General features: G+C 48.8%; 13 protein-coding genes. 8 read left to right on the plus strand and 5 right to left on the minus strand.

The annotated features are described in order from the left end of the window. Window positions 1-6 precede the first annotated feature (6 nt). Entirely contained in the window at window positions 7-2,439 is a 2,433-nt protein-coding gene (locus B153_RS0110620) for a TonB-dependent receptor (RefSeq protein ID WP_020596684.1), read from the minus strand. A gap of 377 nt (window positions 2,440-2,816) precedes the next feature. On the opposite strand from B153_RS0110620, the gene B153_RS0110625 reads away from it, so the two are divergent. Further along, window positions 2,817-3,797, plus strand: coding sequence for a pyruvate dehydrogenase complex E1 component subunit beta (locus tag B153_RS0110625; protein WP_020596685.1), 981 nt, complete (start codon window positions 2,817-2,819; stop codon window positions 3,795-3,797). 242 nt (window positions 3,798-4,039) lie between these two features. Next, window positions 4,040-4,369 (plus strand): hypothetical protein, encoded by a 330-nt coding sequence (locus tag B153_RS0110630; protein WP_020596686.1) that lies wholly within the window; start codon window positions 4,040-4,042, stop codon window positions 4,367-4,369. A gap of 99 nt (window positions 4,370-4,468) precedes the next feature. Here the strand turns inward: B153_RS0110630 and nadC are convergent, their stop codons facing one another. Next, the gene (gene nadC / locus B153_RS0110635; RefSeq protein ID WP_020596687.1) at window positions 4,469-5,302 is read right to left on the minus strand and encodes a carboxylating nicotinate-nucleotide diphosphorylase; all 834 of its coding nucleotides are present in this window, start codon (window positions 5,300-5,302) and stop codon (window positions 4,469-4,471) included. A gap of 112 nt (window positions 5,303-5,414) precedes the next feature. Here nadC and B153_RS0110640 point away from each other — a divergent pair, with 112 nt between their 5' ends. From B153_RS0110640 to B153_RS0110655, 4 genes are all read left to right on the plus strand, one after another. Then, window positions 5,415-5,801, plus strand: coding sequence for a hypothetical protein (locus B153_RS0110640; protein WP_157634636.1), 387 nt, complete (start codon window positions 5,415-5,417; stop codon window positions 5,799-5,801). Window positions 5,802-5,923: 122 nt separating this feature from the next. Then, on the plus strand, window positions 5,924-9,016 hold the full coding sequence (gene secDF / locus B153_RS0110645) for a protein translocase subunit SecDF (RefSeq protein WP_020596689.1): 3,093 nt from the start codon (window positions 5,924-5,926) through the stop codon (window positions 9,014-9,016). Window positions 9,017-9,181: 165 nt separating this feature from the next. Next, window positions 9,182-10,684, plus strand: a complete 1,503-nt coding sequence (locus B153_RS0110650; RefSeq protein ID WP_020596690.1) for an APC family permease — start codon at window positions 9,182-9,184, stop codon at window positions 10,682-10,684. Between the two features lie 110 nt (window positions 10,685-10,794). After that, window positions 10,795-11,592, plus strand: coding sequence for a sulfite exporter TauE/SafE family protein (locus tag B153_RS0110655; RefSeq protein ID WP_020596691.1), 798 nt, complete (start codon window positions 10,795-10,797; stop codon window positions 11,590-11,592). Window positions 11,593-11,667: 75 nt separating this feature from the next. Here B153_RS0110655 and B153_RS0110660 read toward each other — a convergent pair whose 3' ends face one another. Both B153_RS0110660 and B153_RS0110665 read right to left on the minus strand, forming a co-directional pair. Then, the gene (locus B153_RS0110660) at window positions 11,668-14,520 is read right to left on the minus strand and encodes a M16 family metallopeptidase (protein WP_020596692.1); all 2,853 of its coding nucleotides are present in this window, start codon (window positions 14,518-14,520) and stop codon (window positions 11,668-11,670) included. 65 nt (window positions 14,521-14,585) lie between these two features. Next, entirely contained in the window at window positions 14,586-14,978 is a 393-nt protein-coding gene (locus B153_RS0110665) for a hypothetical protein (RefSeq protein WP_026262058.1), read from the minus strand. Between the two features lie 350 nt (window positions 14,979-15,328). Here B153_RS0110665 and B153_RS0110670 point away from each other — a divergent pair, with 350 nt between their 5' ends. Continuing rightward, entirely contained in the window at window positions 15,329-16,804 is a 1,476-nt protein-coding gene (locus B153_RS0110670) for an ATP-binding protein (RefSeq protein WP_020596694.1), read from the plus strand. 19 nt (window positions 16,805-16,823) lie between these two features. Beyond that, a complete protein-coding gene (locus tag B153_RS0110675) occupies window positions 16,824-17,498 on the plus strand; it encodes a response regulator transcription factor (protein ID WP_020596695.1) in 675 nt (224 codons plus the stop codon). Between the two features lie 7 nt (window positions 17,499-17,505). On the opposite strand, the gene B153_RS0110680 is transcribed toward B153_RS0110675, so the two are convergent. Continuing rightward, window positions 17,506-18,675: an acyltransferase family protein gene (locus B153_RS0110680; protein WP_020596696.1), complete on the minus strand. Its 1,170-nt coding sequence runs from the start codon at window positions 18,673-18,675 to the stop codon at window positions 17,506-17,508. Between the last annotated feature and the right edge of the window lie 8 nt (window positions 18,676-18,683).

The following is an 18,683-nucleotide window of genomic DNA, read 5'->3' on the forward strand; positions in this document are numbered from 1 at the left end:
ACAATTTTATCGTCGACCATCGTCATTGCTTATTTTTTTACTCTGTTTACCTCCCGAACTCATCTGACCAAACTTAAAGCTTAAGGTCAGGCGTACCGAACGGTTAACAAACAGCGATGTATTCTGCGCCGTAAACGTAGGCGCAAACTGTTCGCCAGTCTGCCGATTACTTCGGTTAAACGGATTATTGAAATTGAGTGTCATTGTGATTTTCTTATCCATGAATTCCTTCTTTGCCGACAAGCCGTAGTAATACCAGCCCGAATTCCGACTTTGCAACGAAATCCATCCTGAATTAACGTAGCCATTCGCCTGCAAGGTGAAATCTTTTGGTAGCTTATACGATGCATTAGGGCCCACACTCCATACCCAGCCACTCGTTCGCTGATTGAGCGCAACACTGGTCAGATCAACATAGGTCAGGTCGGTATTCAGGCTGATATTGGTCTGTTTATTAGGCTGAAGCGTAACATTCATATTGGCACCGTAGCTGGCATTTCGCCCAATGTTCTGCGGTGAAGATAAGGCGGCTCCCTGCGCATCGACAGTGGTTAGCCATTCGATGGAGTTATTCGTCTGCCGCCAGAATAAAGCCGCATTAAACGATGAGCCCTCTTTCCCAAATGTGCTGTAGGAAACTTCTGTAGCATGAGTCAATTCGGGATTTAAATAGGGATTGCCCGTCTGCACATTTTTGGGGTCGCTGTAGTTCTTGTATGGATTCAGGTACCAGATCATTGGACGCGAAATCCGTTGGGTATAACTAACCTTCACCGTACGTTTCGTATTGAAGGTTTTCGCCAGTGTAAAACTAGGAATCAGGTTCTGATACTGGTTTGAGAATCGAGTTTGCGTGGTTACAAAATCGCCCTGTATAGAGGTGTTTTCAAGCCGGGCACCTGCTGTTAGGTTCCATTTTCGTTTCGAGTCTATTTTCAGCGATGTATATCCCGACGTAACCTGCTGGCTATACGTAAATTCGCTCGACCGATTCGGATCAATCGTGTAATCCTGTTCAAGGCCACTCGTCGCCTGTTCAATCACATACTCACTGCCGATATTCCGTAAAATCGTCTTCGCTCCAGCTTCCAGCTTAAAATTAAGCGTGTCCTGCTTGGTTCGGGCCGTCAATGGGTGTACGTAATCAGTCTGGAGCGTGTATTCATTGTTGCGGCTGAGGTTTGTACTTCGCTCCAGATACGTCGGCAGGGCTGATTCGATGCCAGTTTGCTGAATCGTGTAATAATAATTATCAGGCATCCGGGCATATTGGGTCAGGATCGAAAACTCCCGTCCTGGTTTCTTAAACGATTTGGTCCAGCCCAGATTAAACTCCGTATTCCCAAAAGGATTCCGAAACTGAATCTTGCGCTGGTACGCTTGAATTACGTTTCCCTGCGTATCGGTAAGGCTGCTAGTTAGTGTGCTATTATTGGGAAAAGCCCCACCCCAGGCATTCGCCGAAAAGTTGATTCGGTTTGTCGTATCGGGATCATAATCAACGCTCAATTCACCGTATCCGCTCGTTCCGGTGTTATCGCGAAATGTACTCTGCTTTAAAATACTTGTCGGGATTCCGTTCGCCAGAGCCGTACGCGTGCTACTGGTTTCGCCGATCCCGCGAAACTGGTCGCCATTCAACGAAATCGCAACCCCCAGTTTCTTGCCCTTCACGTTCAGATTGCCCCCGATTGACCGATTCAAATTTCCCCAAGTCAAATTAACAGTACCATTGGTGCCCTGAATTGCTTTCTTGGTAATAATATTGATAACCCCTGCCGACCCTTCGGCATCGTATTTGGCTCCGGGACTCGTAATCACCTCCACCGATTTAATGATGTTGGCCGGCATCTGTTTAAGCGCATCAGCCAGATTACGGGCCATAATGCTGGACGGTTTTCCATTCACCAGCACTTTAATATTGCCACTACCCCGCATTTTTACATTGCCATCCAGATCAACCGTAAGCATGGGTACTTTACGAAGCACGTCGGCCGCTGTGCCGCCCGTATTGGTGGCATCTTTTTCTGCATTATACACCAGCCGATCGCCTTTATCTTCAACCAAGGTTTTCTGCCCAACCACAGCTACTTCCTTCAAATTCTTCGTGTCGGGTACCAATTTAATTGGCCCCAGCTCTATCCGTGGTTTTTCCGTCGTTATCCTGATAGCCTCCAGTAGTTTGGTCCGATAGCCGACAAAGGAAATTTCTAGTTTATACTCGCCAACAGCAACGGTTTCGAGCAGGAAGCCACCATCTTCCTTGGTGGTCACTCCTGTAACGAGCTTGTTGTCTGCGGTTTTAAGTGCTACCGTAGCAAAAGGAACAGGCTTGGTCGTTAGTGAATCACTCAGCACACCACTCACGCGCCCAATGCCTGATTGGCTGAAGGAAAGATAAGGCGATAAATAAAGGAGAAACAGGAAAAGGTTTTTCATAACGGCGGAATCAACATTCCAGGGCTATTAGTTTTCACTGCATTACTGAGCAGCAGAGCAAAAGTAATGTGACAAAAACAACCAGTTAATGACGTTATGATTCTTTAACAATCTTTGACATTCTTTAACAATTGGTGAAGCCATGCGGCCCGTAACCACTCGTCAGGATCAGCATGGCGATTCCGTACAATGGGCAAAGACAGCCTAAACAAGCTAATTTTCTGTTCGTTATAAGTGTACTGGATTAAGAACCGCGAAAGCTTTTGATCGGATTTGACGAATCAGGGCATTTTGCCTAATTTTGGCTGATTTTTAGCCCCTCACCTGATGCGATAGCGCAATTAGGTAAGTTACTAACCGAAATTAATGCACTCAATATGAGAGAAATACAGTTCCGCGAAGCCCTACGGGAGGCCATGTCGGAAGAAATGCGCCGGGACCCGCTGGTCTACCTGATGGGCGAAGAAGTCGCCGAATACAATGGTGCCTACAAAGTTAGCCAGGGTATGCTTGACGAATTCGGACCGGAACGGGTAATCGATACCCCCATTGCCGAGCTTGGTTTCGCAGGTATTGGTGTTGGGTCGGCTATGAATGGCTTACGTCCTATTATCGAGTTCATGACATTCAACTTCTCGCTGGTGGCAATTGATCAGGTCATTAACTCAGCGGCTAAAGTTATGTCGATGTCGGGCGGGCAATATTCCTGCCCGATTGTGTTTCGGGGCCCTACGGGTAATGCCGGTATGCTCTCGTCGCAGCACTCGCAGAACTTCGAAAACTGGTTTGCCAATACCCCCGGCCTGAAAGTCGTAGTTCCTTCAAACCCTTACGACGCCAAAGGCCTGTTGAAATCGGCCATTCGCGATAATGATCCGGTTATCTTCATGGAGTCGGAGCTGATGTATGGCGATAAAGGACAGGTTCCCGAAGAAGAATATCTGATTCCTATTGGCCAGGCCAATGTGGTTCGCGAAGGCAATGACGTAACGATTGTCTCGTTTGGCAAGATCATGAAAGTGGCATTGGCTGCGGCTGACGAACTCGCTAAAAACGGCGTTTCGGCAGAAGTGATCGATCTCCGTTCAGTTCGCCCAATCGATTATGCTACCATTATCAACTCGGTAAAGAAAACCAATCGGTGCGTGATTGTGGAAGAAGCCTGGCCACTGGCTGCGATTTCGTCGGAATTAACGTACAATATCCAGCGCAACGCGTTCGATTATCTGGATGCTCCTGTGATCCGGGTCAATAGCATGGATTTACCTCTCCCCTATGCTCCGACCCTCATCGAAGCGATTTTGCCCAACGTAAAACGCACCTTACAGGCCGTTGAATCGGTGATGTATAAGAAGTAAATCCTAAGGGTTCAGTACCAAAGGAGCGATGACCTGAGTGGTTATCGCTCCTTCTTTTTATACACCTATTGTCAACAAAAAAATCCCGGCCGTTCGAGACGGTCGGGATTTTGATTGGCGTAATTGTAGGTAAAACGCCTGTACGGGAAATAAAGTTTAGGCTCTGAAAAATAGTTCGATTATTTTTCAACTTATTCATGATTTTGATAAACTTGTCGAAAACACTACTTATTCAACGATTCATGGCAACTGTTCGCCCCGCCGGAAAAACAATTTATGAAGTAACGATCAACCATGTTGGCTCCCTAAGTACCCTTCGCCAACGTGAGCCAACTGTCATTTTTTTCTCCAATCTACGGAAAGCGGTCGATGCCATTACGGCCGAATTGGCGCTCAACAATTGGCCACCCAAAGTCAATTATACCGCCGTGTATCGGGGAGTAAAACAACGGGATTTTTATAGCTGCGACTTTACAATGGCGGGTATGCGCGTATTTCGTCTGAAAATTGTTCCGCGTATCCTGAACCCGGCTTTACCTCGCTTGGGAATCGACGAAAACCCGGCGAAATAAAAATTTAGTCAAGTATAGTCAGGAGTGGTTAGAAGTTGCCAGGCATTGTAGTAAGCAACGCTTGACGACTTCTGACCACTCCTGACTATACTTGACTCCTTAATACGCTTTCAGGCTTAAATCCAGGCTTTTGATCTGATGCGTCAGGGCACCCGACGAAATAAAATCAACCCCTGTTTCGGCATACGCTCGGAGATTGGTTTCATCGATGCCTCCCGATGCCTCAGTTATGTACCGCCCATCGATCAGACGGACCATTTCGCGAATACCTTCGGGAGTAAAGTTGTCCAGCAAAATCACATCCACCTGCCCAACCCGTAATACCTCCTCGACCTCTGCCCGATTACGGGTCTCAACTTCGATCCGAAGCGAACGCCCTGTATTCTTTAAATAGGTAACGGCCTGAGTAATGGCGGCCTCAATACTCCCCGCGTAATCGACGTGGTTGTCCTTGATCAGAATCATGTCGTACAGACCGAAGCGATGATTGACGGCTCCACCAATCTTGGTTGCCATTTTTTCACAGATGCGGAAATTAGGGGTGGTTTTTCGCGTATCCAGCAACTTTGCCCGCGTACCTTCGAGCAAATTGACCAGTTCTCGGGTATGTGTGGCAATGCCACTCATGCGTTGCATACAGTTGAGGACCAGCCGCTCAGCCGTCAGTATATTCCGGGCGTTTCCGCTGACAGTCAATACAATATCGCCGGGTTTGATGCTGGCTCCATCCTGCATCAGTACATCAACCACAAAGGTTGGATCAACTTCCGCAAAAATGGCTTTGGCTACTTCAACGCCAGCCAGAATGCCCGCTTCTTTCACTAACAATCGAGCCCGTTTTTGTGCATCGGCCGGAATCGTCGATAGGGATGTATGATCGCCATCGCCAACATCTTCGGCTAAGGCCAATTGGATAAATTCATGCAGATTCATGCGCGCAAGTTAACTATTTTATCCTGACCTGACAGGTTTTCGGAACCCATCGGGTCGATCACTTGCATTCTTCGCAAATTGGTACGAAATTTGTCATCCGCTAAGGAAATTTATGAACCAACCGCGAGTCATACAACGCTTTTCGAGCCTGATGCTAGCTACTCTATTGCTGTTTACAGCTATATGGGGGCATGGCAACACCGCTCAGGCAAAGCCGTTGATGACGCCCAAGCCGGTTTCTCAACAGTCGAAATCGGGCAAAGCGACGGATGCACCTTCATCCAATGCCCAACTGAGCGCGGCCCAATTTGAAGCGGTCGTTACACCTGCCATAAAAGTAGGCGAATCGGGCCAGACCGCTTTTCTGCTCCCCGAACCGACACTGGTGATTCTGCTGCTGTTGAGCGTTGTGCTACTTCAGCATTTTACACTGCCGCATTTCTATTTCTCGTATTTCAGGCACGTCTTTGGGCATCATATTGCCACCAATGCGCCCTAGCCTTCGCTGGGGTCTTATCTCCTTTCGTTAGTACCCACCTGTTTCTCAGTCGATATCATTGACTGAAGTCGTTTTTGTTCTAAATCAATTTATGTCAAAACAGGCGTTTGCCTGTGTTTCCAATGCAAAACAAAACCGGAATTCTAATTCTGACTGGGGTCATTGCGGCTATTTGCCTCTACTTCCTGTCATTTACCTTTGTCTCGCGGAGCATCAAGGCCGATGCGGAGACTTACGCAACCAATAAGCAGGGACTTGTTGACCGTAACAAAAAACAGCACTATCTCGATTCGCTCTGGAAAGAGCCCGTTTATCTGGGCAGTACCCTTCAGGAAGTAACCGAACGCGAGCTGGGCCTGGGCCTTGATTTACAGGGCGGTATGCACGTTGTGCTGGAAGTGTCTCCTGCCGACATTCTGCGCGGTCTATCGGGCAATAACCGTGACCCTAAGTTCAATCAGGCCCTGAAGCTGGCTCTGGAAGATCAGAAAACTAGCACCGCCAAATTCGTAGATCTGTTTGCGGATGAATTTAAAAAACTGGCTCCTGATACCAAATTGGCTACCGTTTTTGCGACCAGTGCCAACCGCAGCAAAATCAACTTTCAGTCGTCGGATACGGAAGTTCGGAAATTATTGAACACCGAAGTCGAAGATGCCATCAAGCGGGCTTATCAGATCATTCAGGCACGGGTCGACAAATTTGGGGTAGCCAACCCAAACATTCAGCGTTTGCCGGGTTCAGGCCGCATTCAGATCGAACTACCGGGTGTTGATAACCCTGAGCGTATCCGTCGCCTGCTGACTGGAGCGGCTAAACTGGAATTTACGGAAGTGTACCGCCTGAACGAACTGGCTCCGGCGATCGAAGGTATTGGTGCTTTCCTACTTCGTGAAGAAGCGGCCCGCAAAGCCGCTCTGAAAAATGGGGCACCTGCCTCGGGTACAGCGACCAAAGGAGGATCGGGTACATCGAGTCTGGAATCACAATTGGCACAGGGCAACAAATCGGATTCGGCCAGCAAGGCGAAAAACGATACGGCTGCCGCAGCCGCTCAGGGTAATGCGCTTACTCAGTTGTTCTTACCCGTTGGCCAGGACCAGCTGGGCGTTTATCTGAAAGATACGGCGCGGGCCAATGCCGTCCTGAATACGCCTGAGATCCGCAACCTATTCCCGGCCGACATCGTGTTTGCCTGGGATCGGAAAGCATTCAAAGCAACGGATGGCAAAGAAATCCTGCCGCTTTACTTCCTGAAAAAGTCAGGTGGACGCGCTCCGCTCGAAGGGGATGTGATTACCGACGCTACCAATGACTATGACGACCGTGGCCGTCCTGAAGTGACGATGAACATGAACGCAGAAGGAGCGCGTAAATGGCGTAACCTGACAGCCGCCAACGTAGGTCGCCCGGTTGCTATTTTGCTGGACAATCTGGTGTATACAGCACCAAACGTACAGAACGAAATCCCAAATGGTCGTTCGAGCATCTCGGGGAATTTCACGGTTGAAGAAACCAAAGACCTTGCCAACGTCCTGAAAGCGGGTAAACTGCCTGCGCCAACCAATATTGTTGAGGAAAGCATTGTCGGCGCTACGCTGGGTTCAGAAGCCGTTAGTGCCGGGGTTCTGTCGTCTCTGGTCGGGATTTTGCTGGTACTGGGATTTGTAATCTTTTATTACAACCGGGCCGGTTTCATTGCCGATCTGGCCTTGATTGTCAACCTGTTCTTCCTGCTGGGTGTAATGGCTTCGCTGGGTGCTGTACTGACCATGCCCGGCATTGCGGGTATCGTACTCTCGATTGGTATGGCCGTGGATGCGAACGTACTGATTTTTGAGCGGATCAAGGAAGAACTGGCAGAAGGTAAGACCTTTAAGGTAGCCGTTGCCGATGGCTTTAAAAATGCCATGTCTTCGATTATCGACTCAAACGTGACGACCTTCCTGACGGGTATCGTACTCTTTATTTTCGGTACGGGTCTGATTCTGGGCTTTGCTACGACGCTGATTATCGGTATTCTGACATCACTGTTCGCAGCTATTTTCATCACCCGACTGATTCTGGAATACTATATCCGCAATGGTCAGACGCTGACCTTTACCTCGTCGTGGGCCAAAAATCTGTTCAAAGATTCAGATTTTGACTTCGTATCGCGCCGGAAACTGTACTATACGATTTCGTCGGCCATTATTGCAGCCGGTATTATCTCGGTTATTTTCAAAGGGTTCGGTCTGGGTGTGGATTTCAAAGGTGGGCGCTCATACGTTATCCGTTTTGAGAAATCAGTTAGTACCGACGAGGTTCGGAATGCACTTGAAGGCGTATTAGGCGCATCGCCCGAAGTAAAAACCTACGGTGGTACCGGGATCGGTGCTAATCAGGTGAAAATAACGACCCCATATCTGGTCGACGACAATTCGCAGGGAGCGGATAAGAAGGCCGAAGCGACTATCTACCAGGGTCTGAGCAGCCTGAAAGGGAATCCGGCTAAAATTGAAAGCTCGCAGAAAGTTGGTCCAACCATCGCCAACGATATTATGACGTCGGCATTATGGTCCATTTTGCTGGCAGTGGCCGTCGTGTTTGTCTACATTCTGATCCGGTTTAAGCGGCTGGCATTTGGCTACGGTGCCGTGGTTGCCATGTTCCACGATGTGTTGATTATCCTGGCTATCTTCTCGATTTTCAACGGGTTGTTGCCCTTCTCGCTGGATGTTGATCAGGCCTTTGTTGGTGCTTTGCTCACGATCATGGGGTATTCGATGAACGATACGGTTGTGGTATTCGACCGGGTACGTGAGTACCTGAACGAAAACCGGGGCAAGAAAGAAAGCATTCCGACCATCATCAACAACGCTTTAAACAGTACACTGAGCCGTACGGCCGTTACGGGCTTCTCAACGATTCTGGTTCTGTTGGTCCTCTTCATTTTTGGGGGCGAAACCATCCGGGGCTTCTCGTTCGCTATGTTGATCGGCGTAATCGTAGGTACGTACTCATCGCTGTTCGTTGCCACCCCGATTGTGGTTGATGCCCTGAGCCGCGATCAGGAAAAAGATACCGTAGCGCCTGCTATTGCTGAAAAGAAAACGGGCTTCGACGCTATTCCAGCCGACTTCACCACGAAAGCCGCTGCAACGCCTGAAGAGTTTATAGCTACGAAAAAAGAAAAGAAAGACAAAAAGCCTTTGATTCGCCCTTCGCAATCGTAAGGTAAAGAGTGAAAGAATGAAAGAGTGAAAGAGCGAAAAAATTGCCGCATGGCTTTCGCACTTTCACTCTTTCGCACTTTCGCTCTTTTTTTTCGTATCTTTCCAAACGGTTTCACCCAAGAATCTTTTTCCAAAAGACACAATCACCAAACTCTATTTTCCTACATGGAGACTAAACTAAAGCCAGTAGATACCAGCGTTATGCGCAAAAAGCCCCTTTCGGCCTATGCGGCTGACGCGCAAAAAAGTGAACTAAAACGAGTATTGACGCGCTGGGGCCTTACCTCATTAGGTATTGGTGCCGTTATTGGCGGTGGTATTTTCGTATTGACAGGTATTGCTGCCCGCGAATGGGCAGGCCCTGCCCTTGCCCTAGCTTTCGTCATTGCGGGTGTGGCCTGTACATTTGCGGCTTTGTGTTATGCCGAGTTTGCATCAATTCTGCCCGTTGAAGGCTCAGCGTATGCCTATTCCTACGGCACCGTTGGTGAATTGTTTGCCTGGCTCATCGGCTGGAATCTTATTCTGGAGTATATGATGGGGGCTACTACGGTGGCCGTAAGCTGGTCGGGATATTTTGAAAAATTTCTTCATCTATTCCATATAGAACCGCCTATATGGCTTATGAACGACCCAATCACCGCCCACGAAAAGGCGGATGCCCTACGCGCTGCCGGTACCGCCGTTCCTGACTTTACGTTTGCCATCAACCTACCAGCCCTGCTGATTGTATGGGTCGTGACGTATATCCTTGTGAAAGGAATTAAAGAAGCCGCCAGCACCAATAACCTGATTGTGATCCTGAAAGTAGCTACGGTCATTTTTGTGATCATTGCCGGATCGTTCTTCGTCGATACCGCCAACTGGACGCCCTTTATTCCTAATGCTGTAATTGACGAAACAGGCCAAACTCACTTTGGCGTACCTGGTATTGTTACAGCCGCTGGTATTGTATTCTTTGCGTATATCGGTTTCGACGCGGTTTCGACGCAGGCAGGCGAAGCTATCAATCCGAAGAAAGACGTTCCTTTTGCGATCATTGCCTCGCTGCTAATCTGTACGGCCCTCTACATTCTGGTGTCACTTGTACTGACGGGTATGGTTAAATACGATACACTCGACCTGAAAGCACCTGTTGCACAGGCCTTTGCCGATGCAGGATTGAACTGGGCGGTGTACCTGATCACGATTGCCGCCATTGCCGGTCTGACCTCAGTAATGCTGGTCATGATGCTGGGCCAAACCCGCGTTTTCCTAGGCATGGCCAAAGACGGTCTTCTCCCCAAAAGTCTGTTTGCATCCATTCACCCAACCTTCAAAACGCCCTGGAAGAGCACGATCTTCGTTGGTACAATCGTATCCATTGTGGCCGCGATTACCCCAATTGACAAAGTATCGCAGCTAACCAGTTCGGGGACGCTGTTCGCGTTTGCTATGATCTGTGGAGCCGTTTGGCAGTTGCGTATAAAGGAGCCCAACCTCGAACGCCCCTACCGTACGCCCGCCCTGCCTGTTATTGCGACACTGGGTATCCTGGCCAACCTGTACCTGATGTGGAATCTGCGTACCGATACGAAAATTACGTTTGTTGTCTGGTGTATCATTGGCCTCATTGTGTACTTCGCTTATAGCCGCAAGCACAGCAATTTGAACAACCCACAAGAATAAATCATCTGTTTATTTCGAGCCTACAATGCCCTTTGGTTACGCACCGAAGGGCATTTTTCATTAGTCTATAGACTAATGATCTGATGTACGATGTGTACTTTTGTGGCCACATGCGTACACAGGAACTTATCGGTTATGCTTCGGCCCTCATTGTCGGAATAGTCCTTGGCTTGACCGGGGGCGGGGGATCGATTCTGACAGTCCCCATTTTTGTGTATGTTTTCCAGATTCCGCCTGTATTAGCCACAACCTATTCACTGTTTGTGGTCGGTTCTACTTCATTGGTCGGTTCGGTCAGTCATGTCTGGAAAAGCCAGGTTGATCTACGAATAACCTCTGCTTTTGCGCTGCCCTCCTTTGTTTCTGTTTACCTGACCCGACGGTTTCTGGTTCCTGCGCTCCCCGACCCCTTGTTTCAGTTTGATCACTTTCGGCTCTCAAAAAGTGATGCAATTCTTTACTTTTTCGCGATTGTGATGATTTTGGCCGCTCGTTCAATGATTCGTAATGATCGGCCCGAACAAGGGGAAGCTGCCGACGGAAAGCCACGCTATGGTAATCTGGCCTTGGATGGCCTTTCTGTAGGGCTACTGACGGGCACCATTGGGGCTGGTGGTGGCTTTCTGATCGTACCCATGCTCGTTTTGCTGGCCGGATTGACTATACACCGGGCTGTAGCCACCTCTATCCTGATTATTGCCGTCAACTCGTTTGTGGGTTTTCTGGGCGATATTCATCATACCGACCTGAACTGGAATTTTCTGCTACCTTTTACCGGATTATCTATCGCTGGTATTTTTATTGGAATGTACCTGGCCCGCTTTGTTGCACCTGATCGACTCAAAAAAGGGTTCGGCTGGTTCGTGCTGGCTGTAGCGACCTATATCATTCTGAAAGAGATACTATAAGTGTCCGCAAAAAATAAAAAGCTACTGTCTGTTCAGTAGCTTTTTATTAATAAAACAGCGTTTAGTGGCTCTTCTCTACTGTTTCTTTTCTGGCATCAGCACCAGCCTGATAAAGTTTTCGCCCAGGTATTTGTTTGCGGCCGCTTTGGTACTTTCGACAGTCACTTTCTCTAATTGTTCGTTCTCATGCAGTACTTCGTCGGGAGCATCGCCATTGTAGTACTGGTTCTGCAGGTAGCCAAGCCAGAACTGGTTGTCTTTTAATTGCACTTCCGTTTCCCGGCGGGTTTCAGCTTTGAATTTGGCAATATCGGCTGGCAACGCGCCATTCTTCTTTAGCTCATTAATCTGCTCCTGCGTTTTGGCAATCAATTTTTCGACGTTTTCGGGCCCACAACCGAAATTAATACGGAACGTATAACGGGGCACCGGGTACTTGGCATAAGCTGCGCTGGCTCCTACGCCATAGACTCCACTTTCTTCTTCCCTGAGTTTTTCAATCAGTTTGATTTCGAGTACTTCGGCCAGTGCATCCAGTTGCGTGGTTACTTCAGGCGACCAGCTTAGATCACCGCTATAAACCAGTTGTACCGACGCTTTTGGATCGAGACCCTTGTACACCGTTTTGCTGATCTGTCCCGACGGAATCCGTATACCCAGGTCATTGAATTTTTCAGGTTTATCGCTGCCGGGAAGGCCACCCAGATACTTTTCGATCAAGGGCTTGATCTGCTCCTCTTTAAAATTACCGACGAAGAAGAACCGGAAGTCACCCCCGTTGGCGAAACGTTCCTGATAGATTTGTAAGGCGCGGTCCAGATCAATTTTATCCAGATCGTCGGGCTTCAGTGGCTGACGGCGGGGATTGTTGCCGCCCAACGTTACCGAGACGGTATCCTGAAATACTTTTTGTGGCGTGGGCGTATTGATCTGATTCTGCAAGGCACTGCGCTGGTTCGACAGAAAGCCTTTGACCACATCAGGGTCTTTGCGCGGCTGGGTGAAATAGCTGTACAGTAATTGCAAAGCCGTTTCCAGGTCTTTCGGCGCGGCACTGCCATTGACGCCTTCGCTCAACTCGCCTACATACGGAAATACACTGACCTGTTTGCCCGCCAGAAATTTCCCCAGTTGAATCTGGTTATAAGCCCCCGTTCCGCCCATGGCCGTCAACGTAGACGAAAAACGGGCCGACTGAAAATCCTTAAGGTCGTAGAGCGAGGTGCCGCCAAAGCTATTCGCCGAAAACAGAATCTGGTCATTTTTGAAATCGGTAGGTTTCAGCACTACCTTCACCCCATTTTTCAGCGTCCATTCCGTTACACCGATATCGCTGATCTTCTTTTCGCTCACAACAGGTGAAGCTGTCGGCTGCGTTACCAGCAATGGGCTATCAACGGTTTTGTCTTCATAAGCCGTTAGCCCTTTGCCCGAATCGTCGATGTAGCTAAGAATCTGGGCTTCGGTAGGCAATTTATCCTTGTCTTTCTCTGGAGCCATTACAATAACGGCCCGGTTGTCGTTGTGGATAAACTGATCGACCAGGGCATTTACTTCGGCCAGTTTGATACCCGGCTGTTCTTTTTTCAGAAAATCGTAATAAAACTCGATGCTGGTATAGGGCTCTTTCTCCGTAAAATTCTGCACGTAGTCGTTCACAAAGCTCGACGAGCGGGTTTTGTTGCGTTCACTATACGCCTGCTCTACGCTGGTCATGAATTCCTGCTTGGCCCGTTCTAATTCTGTAGCCGTAAAGCCAAACTGCTTCACACGGGCATTTTCGTTCAATACAGCCCGGATTGCCTGCTCTACATTCCCACCTTTGGCAACGGCAATCGACGTAAAAGCATCCAGATTACCTAGAAAATCGCCGTAGTTGCTGTACCCTCCCAGAAAGGGCGGATTGGCCTGTTGGGTCAACTCCTGAATCCGATTGCCGAGCATAGTATTGAACAGACCCCGCTTAATGCTCTCCCGCAAATCGTTCAGAGTTTTCTCCTTAATTTCGGGCCGCTTGTAAATTACCTGAATCACGGTGTTGGGCTGCTCAGGATCGGTCACTATCACCACTTTGGTATCTTTATGCGCCGGAATGTCGTACTCGGTGCGTGGTCTGGGATTTTTTACAACTGGAATGCGCCCGAACTTCTCCCGAATAATGCCTTCGACCTGTTTCACATCGAAATCGCCAACGGCTACAACAGCCATCAGATCAGGCCGGTACCAGTCATGATAAAACTGCCGGAGGGTTTCGGTTTTGAAGGTCGTCAGCACCTGTTCTGTACCGATGGGCAGTCGTTTGGAATACTGTGAATTGTTGAGCAGCGCGGGAAAGTACTTGTCGCGCATCCGCTGACCCGCTCCCCGGCCCAGACGTCGCTCTTCCAGCACAACGCCCCGCTCTTTATCTACTTCGGCCGGATCAATAGTAGCATTATGCGCCCAGTCTTCCAGAATCTGAAAGGCTTTGTTGAATACATTGATGGAGTCGGTCGGAACGGGAAGTTGATAAACGGTTTCATCGAAACCCGTGTAGGCATTCAGGTCGGCACCAAAGCGAACACCCGCCGATTGCAGATAATTGACCAGTTCGTTTTTCGGGAAATTCTTTGTGCCATTGAACTCCATATGTTCCATGAAGTGCGCCAGCCCCTGTTGGTTATCGGTTTCCAGTACCGAACCTACCCGAATGACCAACCGAAGTTCGGCCCGGTTTTTAGGCTCGGCATTCTTGCGGATGTAATAGGTCAGGCCATTGGGCAGCTTACCCACTTTTACGGCTGGATCGACCGGAATGGGGCTGTTCAACTTAAAGCTGGCAGCCGACGATGTTGTTGGTTTAGCAACGGTTTTGGGTTTTGGCACAGGCTGGGCAATGACCAGCGATGCACCACAAAGCAGGTTAAGTAAAACAGGAAAACGTACCATTTAGTGGGCCGTAGCAGGCGGGTTAATTGATTACTAAATTATAACGAGTTATCCGGTTGAATCGTTTATCGGTGTCCGATTAGCAAAATAGCAACGACAATCGATACCATGACTGATAACCAGCAGATAATAATAATCCACCGCGCTGGAATTTCCCAACTGCGGACATGAAACGCATCGGGCCTGACGGGCACCATTGCACTCACCTGATTTCGGTGGCAGAAATCGTCCCAGCCTTCATAATCGATAAAATGCGTAAGGGTGTCTAAAAACGCTTTCGACGGAACCTCCGACAACTGCCAGAACGCCTGTAAATCTTCCACGTTCAACTCGTGATTAGTCTGGCTCAACACAAGTTCACTTAAGTGTACGAAGTCGCGCAATCGCCAGTGTGACGAGGGTTCCCAGTGCAGAATGCGTTCTATTTGCCGTTTTAGTTCGTGGACATGCTGATTCACAGCTTTATATTACGCATTTTCATTGAGAAGCTGTTTACGTTAGCTGATGGCTGTTTATTCATTCGCCTAAGATGAGCAATCCAGCCGAAACTTGTACTGATGCCATCGTTCGTAATCTTTAGCCAGTTTCCAGTGGCTCTCTAACCGGCTCATTGGTATCTATTACCATTGATGAACAACCAACGCATCATTGGCGGTTTGCTGGAAGGGCTCAATGCTTTCGCGTCGGAGATACGGTACGTTGGACATAAATGCGTTTTTTTATACTTTACCATCCAGAGGCTATCAGGTTGAAGGTATAAGGTTGCTTTACCCAACTTAATTACAGGCGTCAAACTTCCCCTCTTACGATGACTCAACTCGATCAACAGGTTGCCAGCCGACTGACCCGATTTTATGTAATCGCCCTCATGGTCATTGCGATGCTATCGCTGGGAGGGCTTTGGTTTATCAAACGTACGTTGAGCAATCATTATGACGATGGGCGGATAGTCAACGTAGCCGGGCGACAACGAATGCTTAGTCAGCGGCTTACCAAACTGGCCATTCTGAGGGCTGAAGGTATTGAAGCAACGGATACCGCTTCGTTCGATTCATTGCTACGCGACTGGCATCAAACCCACAATCAGCTACGAGGAGGAAAATTACAGATGGAAAAAGAGTATGCTGTCCGGAAAAGTGCGACCCTCGACAGCATGTTCGACCATATCGAGCCGTATTTCCAGGCTATGTATCAAGGCTTTAACCGAATCAATGCATCACAATCACCACCTGCCGAACATAAAAAGGCCTTACAGGTAGTTCTTCAGAACGAGTTGTCGTTTTTGCAGCAAATGAACGACATCGTTTTTCAATTCGATACCGAAAGCGTTGAGCGCGTCCGTACACTCGAACGAATTGAATGGCTACTGACAGCCTGCACCTTGTTAACTCTATTGATTGAGGGGTTATTCATTTTTCGACCCGTCGTCAATCACACAAAAGCCGTTATCAGCCGACTGGCGAGGTCCGAACAGTCGTTACAACGCACAAACCAGCGACTGGAAATTACGAACCACGCATTGGAAGCAACGAACCAGAACCTGGCTTTTACGAACCAAAAACTACTGGATACGCAACAGGAATTGGTGCGCACTACAGAAGAAAAATATCAGCTTATCCGGGCCGAAGATCGGGTCCGTTCGGCAGCGCTATTGGAAGGCCAGGAAGAAGAAAGACGTCGGTTTGCCCGCGAACTGCATGATGGCATCGGCCAGATGCTGACCGGCATAAAACTCCACGCCGAAAAGCTAAAATCCAGCTCAATGGACGATGATAAACAACGTCAGCGGTTTGCCGAGCTTTGCGATCTTATCGCCGACATTATTCAGACTACGCGTCAGGTATCGTACAATCTGATGCCCTCTACCCTCAGCGATTTCGGGTTAGGACCAACCCTACAGTTATTGGCCGAACAGACCACTCGTTCGTCGGGCATCGATATTGTGTTTAACGGCCCCCACGATGCTGCCCGATTAAGCCCCACAATGGAGATCAGTTTGTATCGTATTGCACAGGAAGCGCTGCACAATGCCGTAAAATATGCCAATGCACAAACGATTCGTATCCATCTTCAACAGGATCGGCATAAATTAGTGCTTTCTGTGCAGGACGATGGCAAGGGCTTCACACCGAAAGCGGTTCGTTCTATGGAAAACTCATCGCTGATCGTCAATGGTCTGGAGAATATGCGGACCCGCGCCCAACTTCTTGATGGAACGTTGACGATCAGGTCTAAACCCAAAAAAGGAACAACCGTCGAGGTAATCATCAACCTGATAAACTAAAACCGTAAACCTTAATGCTATGTCGATACGTGTTCTTGTCACCGACGACCACTCTGTAGTCCGAAAAGGAATTCGGATGCTCCTGGAAGACGAGCCTGACATTCAGATCGTTGGCGAGGCATCCGATGGCGATGAAGCCGTTGCTCTACTGTCGGGCGTCGATACGGATGTCTTACTGCTCGACATTACCATGCCCCGCATGTCGGGCATCGATACGCTGAAGGTTGTATCCGAAAAGTACCCCAGGGTGCGGACGCTGCTATTCAGTATGCACAACAATCCCGACTATATTCTGAAAGCTGTTCAGCATGGGGCTGCTGGCTATCTGCTAAAAGATACGGGGCAGGAAGAAATTTTAAAGGCCGTTCGGACCGTGGTCGATGGGGATTTGTACTATCCTCCGAACGCGTCATCGGTTATTATCCGCCATCTGGTACTCCCCAATTCAATTCAACGAAAACATGAAGTAAGTACCAGTCAGCCTAAAGGCCCCTCCATCTGGAACAGAATTACGGCTCGGGAAGCCCAGATTCTGACCTGCCTGATCGACGGTATGAGTAGTCCCGAAATTGCGGATCGATTTGGCATCAGCCCCAACACCGTAGCCAACCAACGGGCCAGCATTATCCGCAAAGTGGGAGTAAAAAATACCGTTGACCTAATCCGAATTGCCCTGGAAGATAAAACCCGATAACCAGTCCTTAGACTTTAATAATGACATTTTTACGGTAGAGCCACCACAAAATACCGAACCAGATCAACACAAAAGTCAGCGCTCCGGCCAGTGAGGCATTGGTTGGATCTGTAAAAGGAACAGCAATAAAAGTTCGGTAGAGATAGTCTTTCAGACCAACTTCGGTTCCGTCGGGCTTTGCTACATGGATTAAATTCATGATGCGTGGAATCAGCCCCGACAAAAAGAAGACCGTGATGGCATTCACCCCAAACGCTACAAACGGCAAGATAGCCCAGCGGTAATGCTGCGCTTTAGCCTGCCCGTCAATCAGCCAGTAGCATAACGCCAGAACCAACATGGCCAATCCTCCCGCCAGAAGTACATACGAACTGGTCCACAGCGCTTTGTTGATTGGAAAGAACCCGTTCCAGATTAACCCTCCAAACAGGGTCAGGCAACCAACGGCGAAAAGCCAGGCTGCTTTTTCGGATACGGCCCGATTGGCTTTTAGCCAGTTTCCCGTCAACATACCCAGTATACCTGTTCCTATGGCAGGAACTGTACTGAACAGCCCTTCGGGATCCCACACTTTGGCCGGTTTATAGACATGAGCAGGAGTCAGGATAATACGGTCCAGCCAGGCTGCCAGATTTGTCTCAGGTTCCAGATTGGCGTAACCCACGCCCGGTACGGGGATCAACGTCATCGCTAGCCAATACCCGACCAGTAGGCTACACAAAATATACACTTGCTGCCGATGGGTGGTTTTTAAAAAGATCAGCGAACAGACCAGATAGACGATAGCGATCCGCTGCAATACACCCAGAATACGAACCGTCGAGATATCGAATCTTGGGAAAAAATTCAGGAACAACCCCAGCAGAAACAGGGTGATGCTACGCTTCACTATTTTTTGAATAGCCCCCTTACCCGCGCCTGCCTTGCCTCCCAGTGCAAACGTAATAGAAACCCCAACGATAAACAGGAAGAAAGGGAAGATCAGGTCGGTAGGTGTCCAGCCATTCCAGGTAGCATGTTCAAGTGGTGCGTATATATGCCCCCAATCGCCTGGATTATTCACCAAAATCATGGCTGCGACCGTAAGGCCGCGAAAAAAATCGAGTGAAAGCAACCGATTTGAGCCCGTTTGTTTTGCAGAATTGGCCGAGTCGGTCAGGGCAGGTTTTACGTACATCGTTAAAA

The organism is Spirosoma panaciterrae DSM 21099, from assembly GCF_000374025.1.
Lineage (GTDB): Bacteria > Bacteroidota > Bacteroidia > Cytophagales > Spirosomataceae > Spirosoma > Spirosoma panaciterrae.

Coding starts and splice junctions, on each gene's coding strand:
- B153_RS0110620 (WP_020596684.1), bottom strand. CDS start 2,439: ATGAAAAACCTTTTCCTGTTTCTCCTTTATTTATCGCCTTATCTTTCC.
- B153_RS0110625 (WP_020596685.1), top strand. CDS start 2,817: ATGAGAGAAATACAGTTCCGCGAAGCCCTACGGGAGGCCATGTCGGAA.
- B153_RS0110630 (WP_020596686.1), top strand. CDS start 4,040: ATGGCAACTGTTCGCCCCGCCGGAAAAACAATTTATGAAGTAACGATC.
- nadC (WP_020596687.1), bottom strand. CDS start 5,302: ATGAATCTGCATGAATTTATCCAATTGGCCTTAGCCGAAGATGTTGGC.
- B153_RS0110640 (WP_157634636.1), top strand. CDS start 5,415: ATGAACCAACCGCGAGTCATACAACGCTTTTCGAGCCTGATGCTAGCT.
- secDF (WP_020596689.1), top strand. CDS start 5,924: ATGCAAAACAAAACCGGAATTCTAATTCTGACTGGGGTCATTGCGGCT.
- B153_RS0110650 (WP_020596690.1), top strand. CDS start 9,182: ATGGAGACTAAACTAAAGCCAGTAGATACCAGCGTTATGCGCAAAAAG.
- B153_RS0110655 (WP_020596691.1), top strand. CDS start 10,795: ATGCGTACACAGGAACTTATCGGTTATGCTTCGGCCCTCATTGTCGGA.
- B153_RS0110660 (WP_020596692.1), bottom strand. CDS start 14,520: ATGGTACGTTTTCCTGTTTTACTTAACCTGCTTTGTGGTGCATCGCTG.
- B153_RS0110670 (WP_020596694.1), top strand. CDS start 15,329: ATGACTCAACTCGATCAACAGGTTGCCAGCCGACTGACCCGATTTTAT.
- B153_RS0110675 (WP_020596695.1), top strand. CDS start 16,824: ATGTCGATACGTGTTCTTGTCACCGACGACCACTCTGTAGTCCGAAAA.
- B153_RS0110680 (WP_020596696.1), bottom strand. CDS start 18,675: ATGTACGTAAAACCTGCCCTGACCGACTCGGCCAATTCTGCAAAACAA.